Source organism: Lacrimispora xylanisolvens (assembly GCF_002934545.1).
GTDB classification, from domain to species: Bacteria; Bacillota; Clostridia; order Lachnospirales; family Lachnospiraceae; genus Lacrimispora; species Lacrimispora xylanisolvens.
Genome location: NZ_PTJA01000009.1, coordinates 207,983 through 229,151 on the forward strand (window position 1 = coordinate 207,983; position 21,169 = coordinate 229,151).

20 protein-coding genes are annotated in these 21,169 nt (G+C 38.1%); 6 read left to right on the forward strand and 14 right to left on the reverse strand.

Annotated features, from left to right (window positions below; genetic code table 11):
- The 3 genes from BXY41_RS17395 to BXY41_RS17405 form a co-directional block, all read right to left on the reverse strand.
- Window positions 1-696, reverse strand: a complete 696-nt coding sequence (locus tag BXY41_RS17395; protein ID WP_104438133.1) for a response regulator transcription factor — start codon at window positions 694-696, stop codon at window positions 1-3.
- 205 nt (window positions 697-901) lie between these two features.
- Window positions 902-2,062, reverse strand: coding sequence for a YhgE/Pip domain-containing protein (locus tag BXY41_RS17400; protein ID WP_104438134.1), 1,161 nt, complete (start codon window positions 2,060-2,062; stop codon window positions 902-904).
- A 1-nt stretch (window position 2,063) separates the two neighbouring features.
- The gene (locus BXY41_RS17405) at window positions 2,064-2,408 is read right to left on the reverse strand and encodes a hypothetical protein (RefSeq protein WP_104438135.1); all 345 of its coding nucleotides are present in this window, start codon (window positions 2,406-2,408) and stop codon (window positions 2,064-2,066) included.
- Window positions 2,409-2,577: 169 nt separating this feature from the next.
- On the opposite strand from BXY41_RS17405, the gene BXY41_RS17410 reads away from it, so the two are divergent.
- Window positions 2,578-3,474, forward strand: a complete 897-nt coding sequence (locus BXY41_RS17410; protein ID WP_104438136.1) for a helix-turn-helix transcriptional regulator — start codon at window positions 2,578-2,580, stop codon at window positions 3,472-3,474.
- Between the two features lie 73 nt (window positions 3,475-3,547).
- Window positions 3,548-4,090: a ClbS/DfsB family four-helix bundle protein gene (locus BXY41_RS17415; RefSeq protein ID WP_104438137.1), complete on the forward strand. Its 543-nt coding sequence runs from the start codon at window positions 3,548-3,550 to the stop codon at window positions 4,088-4,090.
- Between the two features lie 87 nt (window positions 4,091-4,177).
- On the opposite strand, the gene BXY41_RS17420 is transcribed toward BXY41_RS17415, so the two are convergent.
- The gene (locus tag BXY41_RS17420; protein ID WP_104438138.1) at window positions 4,178-4,714 is read right to left on the reverse strand and encodes a TetR/AcrR family transcriptional regulator; all 537 of its coding nucleotides are present in this window, start codon (window positions 4,712-4,714) and stop codon (window positions 4,178-4,180) included.
- A gap of 165 nt (window positions 4,715-4,879) precedes the next feature.
- Here BXY41_RS17420 and BXY41_RS17425 point away from each other — a divergent pair, with 165 nt between their 5' ends.
- Together BXY41_RS17425 and BXY41_RS17430 are read left to right on the forward strand one after the other, a co-directional pair.
- Window positions 4,880-6,616, forward strand: coding sequence for an ABC transporter ATP-binding protein (locus BXY41_RS17425; protein WP_104438139.1), 1,737 nt, complete (start codon window positions 4,880-4,882; stop codon window positions 6,614-6,616).
- 3 nt (window positions 6,617-6,619) lie between these two features.
- A complete protein-coding gene (locus BXY41_RS17430; RefSeq protein WP_104438140.1) occupies window positions 6,620-8,509 on the forward strand; it encodes an ABC transporter ATP-binding protein in 1,890 nt (629 codons plus the stop codon).
- Between the two features lie 163 nt (window positions 8,510-8,672).
- Here BXY41_RS17430 and BXY41_RS27225 read toward each other — a convergent pair whose 3' ends face one another.
- The 9 genes from BXY41_RS27225 to BXY41_RS17480 all read right to left on the reverse strand — a co-directional run bounded on the left by BXY41_RS27225 (window position 8,673) and on the right by BXY41_RS17480 (window position 18,174).
- Window positions 8,673-9,041, reverse strand: a complete 369-nt coding sequence (locus tag BXY41_RS27225) for a MerR family DNA-binding transcriptional regulator (protein WP_242980231.1) — start codon at window positions 9,039-9,041, stop codon at window positions 8,673-8,675.
- A gap of 186 nt (window positions 9,042-9,227) precedes the next feature.
- Window positions 9,228-10,928 carry a TPM domain-containing protein gene (locus BXY41_RS17445; protein WP_170072441.1) on the reverse strand — a complete coding sequence of 567 codons (1,701 nt, stop codon included), beginning with the start codon at window positions 10,926-10,928 and terminating at the stop codon, window positions 9,228-9,230.
- A gap of 11 nt (window positions 10,929-10,939) precedes the next feature.
- On the reverse strand, window positions 10,940-11,488 hold the full coding sequence (locus BXY41_RS17450; RefSeq protein WP_104438142.1) for a LemA family protein: 549 nt from the start codon (window positions 11,486-11,488) through the stop codon (window positions 10,940-10,942).
- On the reverse strand, window positions 11,469-12,143 hold the full coding sequence (locus BXY41_RS17455) for a 5-bromo-4-chloroindolyl phosphate hydrolysis family protein (RefSeq protein ID WP_170072443.1): 675 nt from the start codon (window positions 12,141-12,143) through the stop codon (window positions 11,469-11,471). The genes BXY41_RS17450 and BXY41_RS17455 overlap by 20 nt, the downstream gene beginning before the upstream one ends.
- Window positions 12,144-12,477: 334 nt before the next feature.
- Window positions 12,478-13,230, reverse strand: a complete 753-nt coding sequence (gene gpmA / locus BXY41_RS17460) for a 2,3-diphosphoglycerate-dependent phosphoglycerate mutase (RefSeq protein WP_104438144.1) — start codon at window positions 13,228-13,230, stop codon at window positions 12,478-12,480.
- 12 nt (window positions 13,231-13,242) lie between these two features.
- Entirely contained in the window at window positions 13,243-14,127 is an 885-nt protein-coding gene (locus tag BXY41_RS17465) for a fructose bisphosphate aldolase (protein WP_104438145.1), read from the reverse strand.
- Between the two features lie 140 nt (window positions 14,128-14,267).
- Window positions 14,268-15,128, reverse strand: a complete 861-nt coding sequence (locus BXY41_RS17470) for a nucleotidyltransferase domain-containing protein (protein ID WP_104438146.1) — start codon at window positions 15,126-15,128, stop codon at window positions 14,268-14,270.
- A 99-nt stretch (window positions 15,129-15,227) separates the two neighbouring features.
- Window positions 15,228-17,240 (reverse strand): ribosomal protection-like ABC-F family protein, encoded by a 2,013-nt coding sequence (gene abc-f, locus BXY41_RS17475; protein WP_104438164.1) that lies wholly within the window; start codon window positions 17,238-17,240, stop codon window positions 15,228-15,230.
- Window positions 17,241-17,619: 379 nt separating this feature from the next.
- A complete protein-coding gene (locus tag BXY41_RS17480) occupies window positions 17,620-18,174 on the reverse strand; it encodes a TetR/AcrR family transcriptional regulator (RefSeq protein WP_242980232.1) in 555 nt (184 codons plus the stop codon).
- 158 nt (window positions 18,175-18,332) lie between these two features.
- Between BXY41_RS17480 and BXY41_RS17485 the strand changes: the two genes are divergently transcribed.
- The gene (locus tag BXY41_RS17485) at window positions 18,333-19,265 is read left to right on the forward strand and encodes a ketopantoate reductase family protein (protein WP_104438147.1); all 933 of its coding nucleotides are present in this window, start codon (window positions 18,333-18,335) and stop codon (window positions 19,263-19,265) included.
- A 62-nt stretch (window positions 19,266-19,327) separates the two neighbouring features.
- On the opposite strand, the gene BXY41_RS17490 is transcribed toward BXY41_RS17485, so the two are convergent.
- On the reverse strand, window positions 19,328-19,888 hold the full coding sequence (locus BXY41_RS17490; RefSeq protein WP_242980233.1) for a TetR/AcrR family transcriptional regulator: 561 nt from the start codon (window positions 19,886-19,888) through the stop codon (window positions 19,328-19,330).
- A 159-nt stretch (window positions 19,889-20,047) separates the two neighbouring features.
- Between BXY41_RS17490 and BXY41_RS17495 the strand changes: the two genes are divergently transcribed.
- The gene (locus BXY41_RS17495) at window positions 20,048-21,046 is read left to right on the forward strand and encodes a carotenoid biosynthesis protein (protein WP_104438148.1); all 999 of its coding nucleotides are present in this window, start codon (window positions 20,048-20,050) and stop codon (window positions 21,044-21,046) included.
- Window positions 21,047-21,169: the final 123 nt, after the last annotated feature.

Consider the following 21,169-nt stretch of genomic DNA (forward strand, 5'->3'; position numbering starts at 1 on the left):
TTACTCCTTTGCACTTCCCAGCTTGTACCCGATTCCCCAAACTGTCAAAATATACTGGGGCTTGCGGGGATCATCCTCGATTTTTGTACGAAGACGGCTGATATGAACATTGACTGCGTTTTCATCACCTAAATAATCATCCTGCCATATAAAAGAATACAGCTGCGCTTTGGTATAAACCTTTTTGGGATTGGAAAGTAGCAGACGAAGGATTTCATATTCCTTTGCTGTCAGATCCACGGGAAGCCCGTTTTTGTGCACCGTGTGATTTTCAAGATTCATTTCCAGATCTCCCAAACCCAAACAAACCTCAGGGGTTTCCATTCCAGATGAATACTGGGTGGTACGCCGCAGATTTGCCTTCACTCTGGCAAGCACCTCGGTAAGGGAAAATGGTTTTGTAATATAATCATCCGCTCCCAGTCCCAATCCAAAAATCTTATCCGATTCGGTATCTTTAGCAGACAGTATTATAATAGGAACCACACTTTCCTTTCTAATCCGTTTCATAACCTCCAGTCCGCTGATTTTGGGCAGCATCAGATCTAAAATCACCAGATCATAGGAACCGCTGAAAAATGTCTTTACCCCCTGTTCTCCATCAAAGGAGCCCTGGACTTCAAAACCCTCCATCTGGAGAAAATCCATCAGTATCTCACTGATTTCCCTGTCATCTTCTATCAATAATATCTTCATCTTTCAATTATCCTCTCTTCATAGAGCAAAAAAAAGGTGTTCCCAATATTATTCTGAGAACACCTTCTTGTTATAATGATATAATCATAATTTCGACCTGCATTGTCCTCTACACCAACATCTTATCATAACTCTAATAGAAAAATAAAGATAGCTTAAAAATATATGAGAGAAAAATGAGTCTGATTGGAGGGGATTTTAAAGTTTACCCCATAACGTTATTTGATACTGGTACCCTGCCATTTTCCATCTCAGACCATTTACGCCATACAATTAATACGAGTACAAGGGAAGATGTGATCAGTATTGCCAGTAACCGAATCTCAAAAAGATACATGGGTCCTCCATACAATATGCCAAAGTTGATTTGGGTATTGGGGTACATAGGAGTAAAATAGCTAATCACTTTAAATGGATCCGGCATGATCTGCAATGGCATGGTTCCGCCTCCTGCGATTGTCTGCGCAAGCATCAGTGGTATATTGATAAAGATACCGTTTTGCCCAAATAATAATGAGAATATTAAGGTAAACTGGAAAGCTGTTATCTGCATAAAAATCTGCTGTAAATAAATGCTTATCATTTTTTGCATAGAAATTGAAATTAAGATTCTTGTCATAATTACTCCAAACAAAGGCGCAACAACGGCGATAACACATCCTGTGATTTCAACATATTGAAAAGCCTTCCACTTTCCTGTAACAGGAATAAAAGCCAGGAAAATATTCATCAGTACAATCGCTACTACCATAGAAGACGCGTAAGCTGCAATAGACAAAAATGAAGGTGTCATTACATAATCCATACTGCCGGGTGCTTTATTGATATAAACATTATTTTGTACTACTGAATTATTCAATTGTTCCGTAATCTGCTCTTGCTCCGTAATCGTGACATTGAGTGATTTCAGAATGTTCGTTAATTTACCCTGATTGATGGCCTGATTAAAATTATCTGTTACAGATTTGGCAACCGCCTCCATAGTATTTATAACAGTAGTCGTATTTGATTCATCAATATAAAAATCAATTGTGGATTTTCCTGTTTCCAGGTTACTTACAAAATTTTCAGGAATAACAATAATCATTTGTATTTGCCGACTATCCAGTTCCTCTTTGCTCTCGGTTAACTCCTTGTCAGTAATCACTTTACTGAATGATTTGGACAAAGTGGGCACAAGTTCTTTTTCGATTGCTTCCCCTTTATCACCATCTTGATTTACCACATTAATCGTAAGTTGATTCACCCCATCTGGCAGAACGTGATAGCCGTAAATATAAAGTCCCACCATGGCAATCTGATAAAAAACTGCCAGAATAATGGCATAGATAACACCTTTACTAAACAAAAACTTAGTAAGCTTCATTTTAACCTCTCCTGTCCCTGAATATTAACTCGTTTATGGGAATCTGCTCATGACAATAGGGACATTCTCCAGGTTTACTTTCTGGTGTATGAGAAAAAGACTCATCTTGCTGGCTTATTAGAACTCCATACTCTGCTGCTAATTCCCTCCCTGTAAATGCAACCACATCATTATTGACGTCTATTTTTTTGAAGATAACTGACGACAACGGAATCTCTTTATAGCAGTGCGGACACATCCCAGGCCGGTTATGACGAGCGCCGTTAACTTCCACTTCTCCTTGTTGTGTTCTAATCCTTATGTTTCTTTTCAATTCAGACAAACTTTTATCCATGCTATTTTCCATATAAATCACCTCTTTTCTTTTTATATTTTCATACTATCACGTGACGTTACGTCGTCAGCAAGTGTTTTTTTAACATTTTATAAAAATTCAGACTGTTATGTATATGCATAAACCTTGACGTACATTGTCATGGTTTATATACTATAATCATGACACAGGAGGTGGTTGTTTGAAAGAAAGTCGACTATTTAAGATTATCTACTTTATTTTAGAAAAAGGACGGGTTACTGCTCCAGAACTGGCAGAAAAATTCGAAGTTTCCGTCAGAACAATTTATCGTGATGTAGATGTGATTAGTAGTGCTGGTATTCCCATTTATGTTACAACCGGCAGAAGTGGTGGAATTCAAATTCTTGACAACTATGTTTTGGATAAAGCCTTTTTTTCGGATAAAGAAAAGCACCATATCCTATCTGCCCTGCAAAGTCTGTCCGTTATCGATAACACCTATGAACGAGAGCTGTTGACAAAACTCTCTGCACTTTTTAACACACAGCCAGAAAACTGGGTTGAAGTGGATTTTAGCCGCTGGGGCAGCAAAACACAGGATAATGTTAAGTTTGAGCAATTGAAAAATGCAGCTATCAATCACAAAGTCGTGACGATTGTTTATGTAAGTTCCTATTTCAAAAAAACAAGGAGAAACATCCATCCTCTAAAACTCTTCTACAAATCAAAGGAATGGTATGTAAAAGCCTATTGTACAGAAAAAAATGATTTTCGTCTCTTTAAAATAAATCGTATTATCGACTGCGAAATTTTGGATAAGGATTTTATACCTGTTGAATTTCCTGAATTACGAGATACAGAACAGAATAGCTATAACAAAATTGTACTTCGCTTCCCGAAGGAAATGGCTTACCGTGTCTATGACGAATTTACTGAGGATGAGATTACAGAACAAGAAAACGGCGATTTTATTGCCGCTGCCTATATGCCGGAAGATGCATGGCTGATTGGATATCTTCTTTCCTACGGTATATATGTAGAAGTGATTGAGCCTTATTATCTGCGTAAGGTTTTGTCTGATGAAGCAAAGAAAATTTACGATAAATATAAACCTTGACAGATGGTGTCAGAGTTTATGTGCTATTATTTGATTATAGCGGTACAAACTATAATGTTAGGAGGATTATTACATGGGCAGAGCAGCAACAAAGTCTGATATGATAACAGCAGCAACTGGCAATTTCGAAAAACTGGACATGATTATTTCCGGATTGACAGAGGAAGAATTGTCAACTCCATTTGATTTTACAGCAGACATTAAAAAGAAAGAAGCGCATTGGGGCAGAGACAAAAATCTTCGAGATGTTCTGATTCATCTCTATGAATGGCATCAGCTGCTGCTTAATTGGGTTAAGTCAAATAAAAACGGCGAGAACAAACCATTTATTCCAGAGCCTTATAACTGGAAGACTTACGGTAATATGAATGTGGAGTTTTGGAAAAAGCATCAAGATACATCATTAGACGATGCAAAGAATATGTTAAAAAAATCCCATGCCGAAGTGATGGAGTTAGCTGAAACATTTTCAAATGAAGAGCTGTTTTCTAAAGATATTTATAAATGGGTTGGCGGAAGCACTTTAGGTTCGTATTTTGTCAGCGCTACAGCAAGTCATTACGATTGGGCCATGAAAAAACTAAAGGCACATAAAAAAAGGTGTTCAAATATGTAGAGGAAACATAAATGCACTTCGTGACAGCAAAAGGTTGCTCACACGAGTGCATTTTTTGTGAATATGGCTGTTTTAATTTATTCCCTTTCATTGTGGAAATGCTGAATGAATCATCTTACTTGCAACTTGCACAATAATGTTATTATACGACTCATCAAAATGAGACTTTGAGGCTGTAATGGCAGTAATACAACATTGCACTCTTACACGATTTTCAATAGTATTTTCCACATAGTTAACAGACATAAGCCTGTCTAAAAGTAATTCAGTTACATAATACGGTAAAAAAAGACTATGAGTTCCTTCATTAAAGAATGGAAATGTTTTCTTGATATCATTTTCTCTGAAATCATGAAGAAATTTTTGTAAAAAACTTTCCGGTTCAGTAAAGAACTCTTCATAATAATTCAGGGAACCAATGGTGTTCTCAATAAAATCCGACACAAGTTCCTGATATAAATCATAAATATCGGAGTAATGGTGGTAAAATGTTCCCTTGTTGATCAGAGCATGGGAGGCAAGTTCCGTAACCGTAATTTTTTCTATGGGCTTCTTCTTCAATAAATCCATCATAACACTTTTAATATTTCTTTTTGTCTTAATAACTCTCAAATCTTCTTTCATAAAAACCTCATCTTCTATTCAACAGATTCTTTTTCCATGAGTTAATCAACGAATTCAAAAAATCGTTTATTATTGAACTATATATAATCATTGATGATTGACTAATCAACTATAGTTCAATAAAATAATACTCGCTCACAAAACAAAAGTAAAGGAGAAAATAATATGTTAAAAACGCTGATGAAGAGTATTAGAGAATATAAAAGAGCCTCTATTTTAACTCCATTCTATATAACTTTGGAAATAATATTAGAATGCTTATTACCATTGGTGATGGCTAATCTAATTGACAGAATGACCGGCTCATCATTAATACCAATCATACGTTATGGAGTTCTATTAATTATTATGGCAATGTTATCCCTGCTATTTGGATATATGTCAGGAAGGATTGGTGCTACGGCATCCTGCGGGTTCGCCAAGAACTTAAGACAGGATGTTTTTTATAAGATACAAGGCTTTTCTTTTGCTGATATCGATAAATTCTCCTCATCATCTCTGGTGACCAGAATGACAACGGATGTGACCAATGTGCAGAATGCATATCAAATGATTATCAGAATTGCAGTAAGAACACCACTTATGCTTATTTTCTCAGTCATTATCAGTCTGACCATCAGTGTGAAAATGTCCCTTATCTTTCTAATTATGATTCCCATTGTAGCAGCTGCATTATTCTCAATTGTGTTTATAGTATTCCCTATATTTAAACGGATTTTTGAGAAGTATGATTCTATGAACAATTCTGTTCAGGAAAATATACAAGGAATCCGTGTCGTGAAATCTTTCGTAAGAGAGGGCTATGAACAGGAGAAATTTCATAAATCAGCCGCTGATGTATGCAAAGAATTCACAAAAGCAGAGAAAATAATTGCTCTGAACAATCCAATCCTGATGTTTTGTATTTCCCTTGCCATCTTTCTTGTATGTTTTATTGGAGCAAAGACAATTATTAACAGCGGGGCAACCGAATTAACTACGGGACAGCTATCTTCACTGATTAACTATGGAGTACAGATTCTTTCCTCTCTTATGATGTTGTCCATGGTTTTTGTTATTTGCTCCATGGCTACAGAATCTGCCAATCGTATCTGTGAGGTATTAAATCATGAAAGTACCTTAACCTCCCCTGAAAATGGTGTGACGGAAGTAAAGAACGGAAGCATTCAGTTTGAAAACGTTTCATTCAGATACTCAGACAAAAGTAAGAAACCCGCTTTGATGAATATCAATCTGGACATAAAATCGGGGCAAACCATTGGTATTCTCGGTGGAACAGGTTCCTCCAAAACATCGTTAATTCAGCTGATCTCCAGACTTTACGATGTCACAGAGGGAAAGGTCTCTGTCAGTGGAATTGATGTGAGAAATTATGATCTGGAATCCCTCCGTGATGAAGTTGCAGTGGTATTACAGAAAAATGTCTTATTCTCCGGAACAATTAAGGAAAATCTGCGCTGGGGAAAAAAAGATGCCAGTGATGAAGAACTTGTGAGAGTATGCAGGCTGGCTCAGGCAGATGAATTCATTGAGCAGTTCCCTGAAAAATATGATACCTATATAGAACAGGGCGGAACCAATGTTTCGGGAGGTCAAAAACAGAGACTCTGTATTGCCAGAGCTCTGCTGAAAAAACCTAAGATTCTGATTTTGGATGATTCTACCTCTGCAGTGGATACAAAGACAGATGCTATCATTCGAAAAGCTCTTCGTGAGGAGATTCCAGATACAACTAAAATCATTATTGCACAGAGAACATCATCTTTGGAAGATGCAGATCAGATCATTGTATTGGATGGCGGAAGGATCACGGAGCAGGGAACTCATGAAGAATTACTGGCTTACAACGGAATCTATCAGGAAGTTTATCAGTCACAGACCAATGGAAAGAAGGAGGACTAACCCATGAATCAGAATAAACAACACAGCTTCGGCCGTCTGGTCCGCTATTTATTTTCACATTACAAAATCCAGTTAATTGTAACTTTAATCTGTATTGTGATCAGTTCATTCTCCTCTTCCATTGCAACGATTTTTATTCAAAGGTTAATTGATGAATGTATCACTCCTGGCGTCAGTCAGGGATTTGAAGCGATAGCAGGCAAATTTACATCAATACTGTTAACCATGGGCTTCATCTATATCTGCGGTACCATTGCATCAGTCATCTATAATCGGATCATGGCAATTGTTACACAAGGAACATTAAAAAATTTAAGAAACGATATGTTTAATAAAATGCAAACACTTCCAGTTAAGTATTTTGATACCCATGCACATGGAGATATTATGAGTACTTATACCAACGATACCGATGCCATAAGACAGCTCATCGGGCAGAGCCTTCCAACACTTTTTCAGTCTGCTTTGACTATAACGGTAATGTTCCTTACCATGTTATACTACAGTATCTGGCTTACCCTGGTAGTGATGATCGTAGTCTTCCTGATGCTGAAGATTACAAAAAAACTGGGTAGTATTACTGCAACCTTCATGATTCAGCAACAAAAATCTTTAGCAAAAGAAGAAGGCTTTATCGAAGAAATGATGCAGGGTCAGAAAGTTGTTAAAGTATTCTGCCATGAAGAAGAGAATAAAGAAGCATTTAAAAAACTGAATGAACAGCTTTTTAAAGACGGAGAAAAAGCAAACCAGAACGGAAATGTTCTGATGCCGATTCTAGGTAATGTAGGAAACCTTATGTATGTTCTTCTTGCAGTCATTGGTGGACTTATGGTCTATTTAAAGGCACCGAACCTTAGTCTTACTGGTGTCAGCATTGTTTCAATTGGTATTATTGTTTCGTTTTTAGGCATGTCAAGACAACTTTCCCAGACCATTGGTCAGGCATCTATGCAGGTCTCTATGATTGCAATGGGACTTGCCGGTGCAACCCGTGTATTTGAGTTAATGGATGAGCAGCCCGAGGAGGACCATGGCTATGTGACTCTGGTAAATGTGAAAAAGGATACCGAAGGTAACTTAATCGAGACGAAAGAAAACACAGAAATGTGGGCTTGGAAACATCCTCATCAGGATGGAACGGTTACTCTTACTGAGCTTACGGGAGATGTCAGACTGGAAGATGTGGACTTTGGCTATGTGCCTGATAAACTGGTGCTGAATCATGTATCTCTGTTTGCTAAGCCGGGGCAAAAAATTGCATTTGTCGGCGCAACCGGTGCTGGAAAAACTACCATTACAAATCTGATCAATCGTTTCTACGATATTATGGAAGGTAAGATTCGTTACGATGGAATTAATATTTCTAAAATCAAAAAACCAGCTCTTAGAAGTTCGCTGGGCGTAGTATTACAGGATGTGAATTTATTTACCGGTTCTGTTATGGATAACATCCGTTATGGCCGCCTGGATGCCACAGATGAGGAATGTATTGCTGCTGCAAAATTAGCAAATGCGGATGATTTTATAACAAGACTTCCAGACGGCTATGAAACAATTCTGACAGGAAATGGTTCCAGTCTCTCCCAGGGACAGAGACAGCTGATTTCAATTGCCCGTGCAGCCGTTGCTGATCCTCCAGCCATGATCTTAGACGAAGCAACTTCATCCATTGATACAAGAACAGAAGCCCTGGTTCAGGCAGGTATGGATAACCTGATGAAAGGAAGAACTGTATTTGTCATTGCACACAGGCTTTCAACTGTAAAAAATAGTGACGCGATTATGGTTCTGGATCATGGAAAAATAATTGAAAGGGGTTCCCATGAAAGTCTGATCGAACAAAAAGGTACCTATTATCAGCTTTATACGGGGGCGTTTGAACTGGAATAAATTATATCCAAAGGGAATGGTGAAAGCGCATCTCTATTCAGTTTCAATTCACAAGGAGCTTATGCAATATAAAATGTTTGACACCCAGAATATTCTTCAATAATTCTGGGTGTCAAACATTTTATTTATCTATGCTTAAAGGATATAACGTGCTTAAATTAACTCATATAAACAGATAGAATAACATTTCTTCACTCTTACTTGCCCTGTTCAACCGCCACCCCGCAAAGAAAAACATAATGAGGCCAATTCCAACATTAATGCAGAGTGATATACCTGCATTGATATCAGTTTCTCTTTGGTAAGCATAACCGTAAAAAGACTGTAACGCATAGGTTGCCGGCAAAATACGCCCGACCCAGGTTAAAACATCTGGAAGCATAGATGCAGGAAACATTATGCCACTTAATAACATAGAGGGCACTGGCTTCAGCAGATCTGTTTTATCGTAGTATTGCAGTGTCCTGACGGAAACCCCGGCTTTTTCAGCCAGATCACCAATTGTAAAATATTTCATTTTTTGATTATCCATTCTACACCTCCTTACGCATTTCAGTTTACCACATTACGTAACGTCACATGCAAGTGTTATATGAACATTTACTTACTAATGAAAAAGGAGCATACCATCTGACTTTATTGTCCTTTGGTATGCTCTTACATTTCACATATCGTGTACCATTATTCTATTTAACCGTTTGCCATGGATCTTTTAAGTTTATTTATTTCTTCCTGCTCCCCCACCACGGGTGCTTCCGCCACCACCTGTGCTTCCGCCTCCGCCTGATGTTGAGCGGCCTCCGCCAGAACCAGAACTCATACCACTTGATCGGCCTGCTCCACCACCAAAGCTGGAACCTCCGCTTCCACTGCTTCCCCAGCTGCTGCTTTGAGAGCTGGATCGGCCTGCTCCACCGCTGCTTCCCCAACTGCTGCTTTTGCTGCTGGAGGCTGATCCACTGCTGCTTCCCCAACTGCTGCTTTTGGTGCTGGAGTCTGATCCACTGCTGCTTCCCCAGAAGCTGCTTTTGGTGCTGGATCGGCCTGCTCCTCCGCTGCTTCCCCAACTGCTGCTTTTGGAACTGGATCGGCCTGCTCCACCACTGCTTCCCCAGCTGCTGCTTTTGGGAGTGGAGTCCCCTGTTCCACTGCTGCTGCTCCAAAAACTGCCTGAAGAAACTGAATTACCACCCATAGGGGGCATTCCGCCTCCAAAACCATTTCTGTGCATAGGCGGATAACCATTCGGTCCCCAATAGCCTTGGGGTCCATATTTTCTAATATATCTTTTTTTATAAGGGTTAAACGGAATTCCGTATACTTGCCTATAAAGTTTTCGTCGATTTCCTCTAACTAATAATATTATTATAATAATTATCAGTAATGGCGCCGGATTAAAAGAAGGCTTATGTTGATTGGCTTTTTTATTGTTAATCCCATACTTATCTGTACTCACTGCCTCCTTCACTGGTACCGTACTTTTCACTCTTTGAAAATTGTTTTGGAACAGTAAATAAAGGTGGTCAGCCGTTGCTGTTGCTCCCTGGCTGTAATTTTGTGCCGCGAACTCTGGTTCCAGTACCTGATCCAGTATTCCTCTTAATACCCCATCTTTTATAAATCTTTCCGATTCTTTCCCAGGAAGGAGCCAATAATTATCATCCCCCCTGTATAATACCAACACTGCATCCCGGGTTCCGGCATTAATCTCTTCAAAGGTATTGATTGTGTCTTCCTGAAAACTGATTCCCTCTTTACAATAATCTTTAGTCACAACATAAACGGCCGCATTATACTTATTTTTTGACTGTAAACTTTTTTTATTAATGTAATTGATGGTATCTTCATTGATTATACCAACCTCATCAATGACATACTGACCGGCTGTATGGCTGATGGTTTCACTGTTGTCGGAAGCAGTTTTCCATTGTCCGCCCAGTTCCTGAACAAATGCTCCATAAACCTTCTCTGCACCCGCGCTATAGTCTTTTGCTGCAAAATCAGGCTCCAGATATTCATTTAAAATACTGGATATCTTTCCACTGGATAGCGTATCTTCCAGTCCTGTTCCCTGCATCGCCCAATAGTCATCATCGCCAACAGACAGCAGGATCAGCAATCCATTGTTTTTTTCTTCTGAACCAATTTTCCATTTATTAAACAGGTCCATAGAATAATTTTCCATGGACTCCCCATTTGTAAAGTCAATTGTTACCAGAACCACCTGAGTTCCAGTCTGTTCATCCAGTCTTCTGCCGTATTCTATTATCTCATTTTCTACCTCTTCGCTGATCACATCAGCAAAATCATTGACGTAAAATGCACTGGAAGGCTCCGGTGTTTCTGCGGCAGCTGTTTGAAACGGTAACATACCTGCCAATAATAAAATCAGCAGCAAATAGCAAATTTGTTTTTTCATAATATCCCCCTCTATTCGTATAATTCCAACGGTCTTACAAACGTTATCCTGCTTAAGATATTGGCAGGGAACCGCTGCAGGCATCTGTTATAGGAAGCTGCCTTTTCATTGTAACTGTTGTGAGAAATGATAAGTTCCCTGGATTTTAAATTGACAGGAAAGCTGTCACAATAATACCGGTCTTTCTCTGACAGATTCATCAGATTCAGTTTATCATGCAGCTCCATAGAAGCTTTGATCAGTTTTTCCTTTGCCTGGTATTTATCCCCTGGAGTATCAGTCTTTTTCAGTGCTTCCAGACACTCTGATACTTTATTTACTTCGTCCTCTTCCCGGTTCATATACCGGCCTGCTACTACCGTCAGATTATAGCACTGATCGGATATGTACTCCAAATCAGTTTGTATTCCTTTTTCACCTTTGTTTCCCCCCTGGTAAAAAACAGACCGTGTTTCTTCCTTTAATTTTGTGAGGGAAAGATGAGCTCCCAGCAGTATGGAAAACAGAATAATTAATGCAGTGATGCCTTTTGCCGTCTTCCTATTCTTTAAAAATTTCATTGGTTCCCCCATTTTCTAAAGATAAAGGTGCCATATCATCTAAGTAGCCATCCTGTCGGAGCATGGTTTCCATGACCTCTATGTCAATGGAGGATTCCAAAACTTTATCTTCATATATATTAACCCTGATTTTATGATAAATTGTTACCAGTTGCTTTAGGAAATCTGCAATATTTTGAAGACCTGCTGACCTGTTCTCCGCTTTTCCTCCCTGTATCTCCATCTCTGCATAATTGTGAAGCAGTTTTACTGTCTCCGGCAGATAATATTGAAAAAAGCGGCTGGTCTTTGAGTATCTTTGAGGATTGTTTCTGATAAATTCAATGATCTGCCTGGAATCGTCTTCAAAGCTTTGTATCTGAATCCTTATCTCTTCATTTTGAATGGTACTTTTTAACTGTCTCATCTTATCCAGATCGTCTACAGCTGTTAAGAGCACATCATTCACATTCCAATCGCCGGTATCAATACCCTGATACCTTTCTTTAGTGAGCAGGGAGGATATGACAGATGCTGATAAATGAATGAAAACAGATAAGACAAGAACTATGAAATAATCCCATAAGCGATATAAGGGAAACATCAAAGAATAAAGGAACCACAATAATCCGGTTAGATAAATTGGAATTACAGATTTATATTTTGTTATTTTCAAAGCAGCACCTCTTAAAATATTAATCCACATCACTAAGAGCGAAGCGGCAACAAAAAACGACAATATTATCATATCATACTTTTTATTAATTGTGTACATTTAACAGAATTATTCTCTGATAAAATTATAAAACTATTAAAATACTAACACAAAAATTGCTTAATTAGTGATATTCTGTCCCAAATAGTGTGAATCCACTGACGTTCGATCAAAGCGGCACATAAATTTTACTACTATAGAGGTCGACTAATTAAATAAAGAAAGCCGCCAAGGTCAGAGTGATCTGACCTTTTGGTAGCTTTCTTTAAAATTATAATAAGGACATTCAACGTTTTCAATTTTTTGTTTTTCCCTGATTTGCTACCTTCTTCATCTTTGCGGCAATCAAATCAGGATTTCCTAAAAACTGTTTTTTTATAACCGAAAGTGTATCATCAAGCTCATATACCAATGGGATTCCAGTAGCCAGATTAAGCTCCACGATTTCATCCTTGGAAAGATGCTCCAGATACATCACCAGTGCCCTCAGGGAATTTCCATGAGCTGTAATCAGTACCCTTTTTCCTGCTATAAGCTGTGGTCTGATTTGCGTTTCAAAGTAAGGAATAACCCGTGCAATGGTATCTTCCAGACTTTCTGCTAACGGTAATTCGTTTTCTGCTACATTATGATATGCTTTCTGATGCGCCGGATTTCTTTGATCCTGGGGTTCTAAAGACGGTGGCTTTATATCAAAAGAACGCCGCCAGATTTTCACCTGTTCTTCTCCATATTTTTCGGCCGTCTGAGACTTATTTAATCCTTGTAATGCCCCATAATGGCGCTCATTAAGCTGCCATGCCTTTATCACAGGAAGCCATTCTGCATCCATTTCCTCTAAGGCAAAATTCAGCGTATGGATTGCACGTTTTAAATAGGAGGTATAGCAGAGGTCAAATTCATATCCCTGCTCCTTAAACAACCGACCGGCTTCCCTTGCTTCCTCTATACCGGCTTCTGACAGGTTAACATCCGTCCATCCAGTAAACAGATTTTCTAAATTCCAAATGCTTTCTCCATGACGAAGTAATACTAATTGATGACTCATATTCAATTCCTCCTATAAGGATGCTTCGTAAATCTCAATAATTGAATTCAATAATGCCGCATCAAATTCCTGCTGAGTCTGCTTTACAGAAAGATCAGAAAGAAGTGCTCTGGAAAAGCTGGCTATCAGTTTTGGATTCTGCTTCAACAATTCATCTGCTTCTTTACGGCTGTAACCACCGGATAGTGCCACAATCCGTACAATTTTCGGATCATTCATCAGATCATTGTACGTTCCAGCCACAGAAGGAATAGACACCTTAAGCATAATGTTCATTGAATCATCCAGTTTTTTCAGATGGCTTATAATTTCCGCAACCAGCATTTCCTCTGCTTCCTGTTTATTGCTGCTATGAATATCTACCTCTGGTTCCAGGATTGGTACAAATCCGGCATCACAAATTTTCTGACCTAATTCAAACTGCTGTTCTACAATCCCATGAATACCGGTTCTGTTCGCTTCATGAATAACGGAACGCATCTTTGTTCCAAAAATATTTTTGGCAGCCGCTCTGCCTAAAAGCTCATCCAGCTTAGGAATCGGCTTCATCAACTGAACCCCGTCCTTTTGTTCATCCAGTCCATTGTCAATTTTCAGAAATGGGACAATTCCTTTTTTCTCCCATAGATAATCCGCAGTATACAGGTTGTCAATTTTACGCTCCATTGTTTTTTCAAACAGGATTGCCCCTAAAATATGTTTGGAAGAAAATGCCTTGCTTACGATAATCCGGCTTCTCATCTGCTGAATCAGATCATACATTTCATCCTCTGTATGGTATTCTGACGTCTCAATTCCATAGTCTCTCAAAGCTTTCGGTGTACTTCCTCCACTTTGATCCAACGCTGCAATAAATCCTGAACCATACTTCATTCGTTCTAATTGTTCTGATTTCATGTTATACATAACCTCCTTTATCTCCTGCGCCATTTACTTTTGACTGATAAACTATTTCAAATCCGTTAACACGTTAGTTGTTACTAACCTGTTTTATATATCAAGTATGCATCCATTTTATTTATATGTCAAGAATCCAGTTATAATAATTTAAAGCCTTTTTGCCTGCTGTAATAACTAGATATTTCATTATATTGAACCTGAATTCTGTCAAAACAATCTTGTATTGTATTTTTACTTAATCCAGATAATGCTGCTTCCACGTCACTGGCAAAATCTTTGGGGATAAATGCTTCTTTTTGCATTCGTAATCGCCCCAAACTGCCTTTCTCATTAAGAATATACATCCCATTTATGGCATACAGAACTTGCAGTAAGCTGACTGCACACCGAAACAATGAACCGGCAGCATATAGAACATCTCCTTTTCCAATTGCCTTCGTACCGCACTGTTTTGAAAACTCACATTCCCATAAAAATTTTTCTATTACAGCTTTCTGGTAGCTTTTCGGTATTTCTATCAGCCTTTTTTTCTGTTCTGAAATAAGGCTGTTATTACTGCTCAAAATTTTGCAATATGCGACCTCTCCCATATAAATAGAATTCACAAACCCAAACGGATGACCGCATTGGTAGTCAATGGTGATTTTTCCATAAATACAATCATCAATTACAGTGATAACTTTTTGGGTATTCCTGAAAAGAATATCTACGGCAATACCATCAATTTTCAACCAGCCTCCGCCGTTAATCCACGGACCCCATTGGCCGGGATCGGTTATAATATTTATTCGGTGTTCATCATCAAGTGAGACAGCCTTTTGTCTGAATGATGTAAGGTCAAATGACGCCTCATCATAAAATATTCCAATATCTATATCAGAATCTTGATTGGCCGTACCCGTAGCGCGGGAACCTCCCAAAACGATGGCATCAATCCCGGCAACTCCGGCAAAAGCGTGTATGATCTGCGTTAATATGTTTTCTATTTTATTATTCATATAAATTTCTCCAACTCTTTATTTTCTATCCCTAATTGAAAGCCGTTATTATGAATATAAACATTCAGGGCTTTTACAATGGCTTCATATGGTCTGGAATTACTGACAATTCTCCCATTTATCATAAACGCAATTCAGTTCTTCTTCCATAGTTTCTTTTTTCAAGAATAGTTCCTGTAAATACGCAAAATTGGTACTATTATCATTTATTTCTTGTTCCAGCGCTTTTAAAGCTGCTTCTATAGCTTCAATTTCGTTCTCCAGAATTTCCGACTTTTTCGTATTCAACTTTCTTGATCTGCTTTCCGTTCTGGTGTCTTGATTCATTACCATTCCAATGGACGTTTTTTTTTCACTAGAGAGAACTCTGATCTTTTCGTTTGACAGGTCCTCACATTTTTCCGCCTTTTGCAATTCTTCCTGATAATAAGTATAGTCTCCCGGATAAGTGATAAGACGGTTATTTTCAAATGACATGATTTTACCTGCGACTTTATTGATAAAATACCGGTCATGGGATACAAATAACAGGGTACCTTCAAATGCGGATAAGGTTTCTTCCAGAACTTCTCTGGAATCAATATCCAAATGATTGGTAGGCTCATCCAGAATCATAAAATTCACTTTTTCAAAGGTTAAAGAACATAATCTTAACCGGCTCTTCTCCCCACCGGATAAGAATCTTATTTTCTTATGAACATCGTCTTTCAAGAATAAAACTCTTGCCAGCTGGTTTCTTGCAGCTTCATAAGTAATATTGTGAAAACCTGAAAAGTACTCAAGTATGGTCTGTTCCTCATCTTCAAAAACAACCTGTTGGGGCAGATAACCGATTTTCACCTGCGCGCCGATTTTAACTGTACCGTTATCTGGTTTTAATTCTCCTAATATCAGCTTAAGTAAGGTAGATTTGCCGCATCCATTTTTTCCGATAATGCAGGTGCTGTCCTGATAATAAACTTTCATATCAATATCTTTTAGTAATACGGTATCACTAAAACTTTTACTTAGGTGTTCAGTTTCTAATACCATTTTACCGGAACGTTTCGCACTTTCCTGGCTAAGACGCACCTTCCTTCTTTCAAGGACCGGCTTTTCCAATACTTCAATCTTTTCCAGACGTTTTTCCAATTCCTTCGCCCGCTTAAACATCGCTTCACTGTCTCTCATATTTCCCCAGATACGGTAGCGCTCAATCTGCTTTTCCATCTGTTCGATCTTTTTCTGCTGATTGATATAATTCCTGTAGTCAATTAAGAACCGTCTCTCTTTTTCCAATACATAATAACTGTAATTTCCCAGATAAATATTGGCACGGCTAAACTCCAACTCCACGATTTTCATAGCAACATGATCCAGAAAATATCTGTCATGGGAAATAATCAGGACACAACCTTTATAATCCTTTAAAAAACTTTCCAGCCATTCTGTTGTTTCTAAGTCCAGATGGTTGGTCGGTTCATCAAGAAGCAGAATATCAGGCTCCTCAAGAAGTATCTTCGCCAGAATCACTCTTGTTTTTTCTCCACCGCTTAAGCTGTGAAATGGCAGTTGTTTTAAATTATCATTAATTTTAAGTCCTTCTGTTATCTTGTTTATCTTCGTTTCCAGCTCATATCCTCCGGCTATCTCATACTCCTGGGTGAGCCGTCCGTAATTTAACAGTGCTTTTTCAAGTTTCTCACCTGAAAAGGTCTGAAGCATCTCCTCAAGCTCTGACAGCCGTCTTTTCAAATCAAAAACTTTTTGAAATGCCATGCGGATTACATCTATCGCTTTGGTATCCTCACTGTAAACAGGGATCTGGTTTAAATACCCTACCTTAACCCCTTTACGAAGATTTACCTCACCAGCCTGATAATCTTCCAAAGTCTCCTCCCCATACAATGTTTCCCCTGCTTTCATCTGCTCCACATCCTCAATCGATCCCTGTAAATTTAAGTTACTTTCCTTAAACTTACCCATAATGATCTTCATAATTGTGGTTTTCCCATACCCATTTTTGCCAATTAATCCAATCCTCTCCCCGGTTTTTACTTCAAAACTTATTGTTTCAAATATCTTGTTTGCTCCATAAAATTTCGTTAAATTATTAATACTTAATTCTATCATGACTTTGCCTGACCTTTCTTTTATAAACATATTTCTGCTTTTTCTTAAAAATGAACGCAAAAAACCCAAAGCCAATAAGCTTTGGGTCGCAATTCTTATAATTATCACCGTAATAACAAATGATATTAATCAGAATACTCCAAAAATCTTAAATGGTTTACTTTAAATCTATTAAATTTGGACGCACTTCTAGCCTTAACCTGAAATAATGCGATCATAATAGATTCCAATTTTGCCCATTTAAGTATGGAGTTCATGTTTGTTATTACCTTTCCTCGTTTAAAAATACTATATTTCTTTTATAATAAGCCAGAAAATATATCCCGTCAAGTGTTTTGGGGATTTTAGCAGAAATAGATTACGATAGATAAGCCGTAGGTCAGTCTGATACAAGGTGCCTGGTGTATGGTTCCAGCAGGAACAGGAGTTGTGCAGTAACTTCCTGTACACTACAAGGCATGGAATTGTTGATCCACCATTCCAATACTCCAATAAACCCTGAGGTCAAAAAATGAGTGGTGATACCATTTGAAAATTTGTTGCCTTCTGACTTTTTCCCTATAACTTCGGTTACTGTTTGTGCAATGATCACATATAAGCGACTACGGAAAAACCCGAATCCCTCGTTGTTAAGAAGCAACTTGTAGATCGTAAAATTTTTCTCCAAATATTCAAAAACACTTTGAATTGCACTGGCATCCAAAGTGGTATTGGAACTATTGGCACAGTGATTTAGCAGCAGGTCAATATGTTTTTCAATACACTTGTCAAGTAGGTCGTATTTATCCAAATAATGCAGATAAACAGTCCCACGGTTTATATCTGCGCGCTCTGCAATGTCATTGATGGTAATTTTCTCAAATTCTTTTTCGGATAGCAGGTCGATAAAGGTATCCATAATCAACTGCCTTGTTTTTTTAATTCTTCTATCCACAGCGTTCTCCTTCATATATTCAACAAATCAGTGTATTATGTTGAGTTTTCAACAATTGGAATGAACATAACCATTGTAACTCCAGTCACGAATCAGTACACTAACAGTACCAAACACGTGTTGAAAAGTCAACATATGATTAGTCAGGAGGTTGTTTTATGAAAATACTGATTTGGGGCCGCGGCGTTATTGGAACACAGTATGCCTGGGCTTTGGAAAACGCAGGCCATACCGTTGAGTTTTATGTTCGGGAAGGCAGGAAGGCACAATACGGTTCCTGTGTAAATTTGGAACTATGGGATACAAGAAAAAGCAAAAAAGACCGCATGGTAAAAGAAAAATGGGATATTGTCATGCACGAAGAGTTAAAGGAAAATCACGATTATGACCTGATTTTTATAAGTGTCAATCCCGAACAGATATCAAGTGTGGTTAAGTACCTGGCACCGCGAGTTGGAAATGCAACTGTCCTTTTTTTCAGCAACTTTTGGCAAGACCCCCAATTGGCTGTTTCGTCGATTCCGCGCAATCAGATTGTTTATGGCTTCCCCGGTGGTGGAGGCGGATTTGAAGGGAACACTTTGTACGGTGGGTTTTACAAAACTGTTCAGTTTGGAACTTTTGAATCCCAGCCCACCAAAAGGGATTTAGAGGTTCGTAAGCTTTTTGTTCAGGCAGGCTTTAAGATCATGGTTCAAAAGGATATAAAAAGCTGGCTCTGGAATCATTTCGCGTTCAACGCTGCAATGGAAGCTGAAGTATTAAAAAGCGGCAGTTTTAAAAAAGTAATTTCTTCACGAGAAGCACTGGAGGGAGTCGGCCGCAACTTGAAAGAAATAACCCCTGTTTTAAGAGCAAGAGGATCAAAACTTGACTTTTTGACAGTCGTGTTGAGCAGTCTGCCGCCGAAAGCTGTAGGTTTTATTATGACTCATATAGTTTTTCCTCAAAAAAGCATGGCTTATGTGCTTATGGCGCATAACCACTTTAAAGTTGGCTATGCTGTACAGGAAATTATTACAGCTTCGAGAAAATATGGGGTAAAGGTACCACGGCTATATGAAGTAGAAAACCTGATTACTGAGCAATAATCAAGGATCTCCTGTCGTAGAATAATAACTATGTCAGGAGGTCCTGTTCTGTTTGCTATTTATTATAAGTACGGTACTGCTTCTGTCGCTTTATCAATAAAAGCAGCAATTTTACCGGGACTTTCCTTCATACCACTATTGACCCACTTTTCTATTATGGCTATACTGCCATATGCGGTAAATGTATACCAGTCATCGAATAACTTTTGATCGATCTGTTTTGCTTCATTCTTCCATTTTTCAATATTAAAATCATGGCTGATATAAAGAATACGTTCTAATAAATCTTTATTTCCATTCTCTGAGAATAATACTTTGCATATATTGCTATTTGCTTTTATATACTTGCAAATTTCATATGATAGTTTTCCGGAACCTTCGAGGTTCATAGTACGCCCCACTACCTGTCTGATATCTTCATATAACTCATCTTCAATACTTGATAAAAGTTCAAACTGATTCGCATAATGTGAGTAAAAAGTATTGCGGTTTATATCCGCTTTCCTGCATATATCTGTCACTGTAACTTTGCTGATAGGACGTTCTCTCATCAGTTCCAGTAAACTGTTTTTTATGACCATCTTAGTATATCTTACTCGCTGGTCCGCTTTTTCGTATGCCATAATATTCTCCCTAAATAAATTAGTAAACGAACAATAATTATATGATTTGTAAGATAACGAACGCATTGTCATTGTACTGACCGTTGATTAAGTAACACTGTATCAGTATAATATATTTGAACGTTCAACTCAATTATAATTTTAACTGGAGGTAAAACAATGGGAAATATTACAATAGTTCCTGTATGGATGATACAAGATATTATAGTTTTAATTATTGCCACTTTAATGATTTTTTATATAATCGATAATGAAGAGCGTCCAAAGATTGTATTACTACAATTCGTATGCTTTGTCTTTTTTTACGCCTCGGTCTTTGAAAATGTTGCTGTATTTATGGGATCTATAGGAAAAGAAGGTTTTTACTCCTATGGGCGCAGTATTCTAATGATATTCAATGTACCATTAACTGTTCCAATTATTGAGTTTCTTATCGTTTACTCAACGTTACGTGTTTTGAAGATGATAAACATACCATCATGGGCTAAACCATTCATTGCTGGACTTAGTGCTTTGATTTTTGACTTTTCACTGGATCCGGTCGCAGTAAAACAGATTTTTCAAACTTCGGAAGGACTCATTGGCAGATGGAGTTATTACCCGCTCCCTGGGGAACCTGTCATATATGGGGAACCCGTCATGAATTTTACAGGATGGATCTATATAGCCGGATACTGGACTGCATTTATTTTAATCGGGGAATGGTGGCATAAAAAGAGTGGTTATAGTAAGCTGATTGGTTATATATACCCGGTTTTGGCTTCCATTCTTTCTCTGGTATGCCTGGTTTCACCTATATCCAATTTCTTTAATTACATGGGACCATTTTTCACAAGAACTTCTAATATGCAATGGGTAATGTTGATTGCTCTTTCTATCATTTCAGTAGGGATTTTGGTTTTAGCCTTAGTCAAGTACTGGGATGGCAGGTTTGTCGGCTCCTTGGATTACAAAAAGGATTTTCCTATCATGTTTACTTTCCTGGGTTTTCCTTTCGCTAATACCTTGTTTTGTCTTATTGGTGGATACATGGAAATATTATGGCTTGTTACTTTGGCACAGGTATTACTATTGTCAGGCTGGAGTTGCATTTATATTTTGAGTAAAAAGTCATTTACAATGAAGGCCTCAAAACAAGTTAACCAAATTAACGGATAAGTAACTGACGAATGACAGAGTTTTACCATAAAAAAGTGTCTTCGACACTCTCAACTCCCCTGCCCCTCACTCATGAGGGGTTTGGGGTTTTTCTTTGTGCTACTTTATTGTAAAATTCTTTTA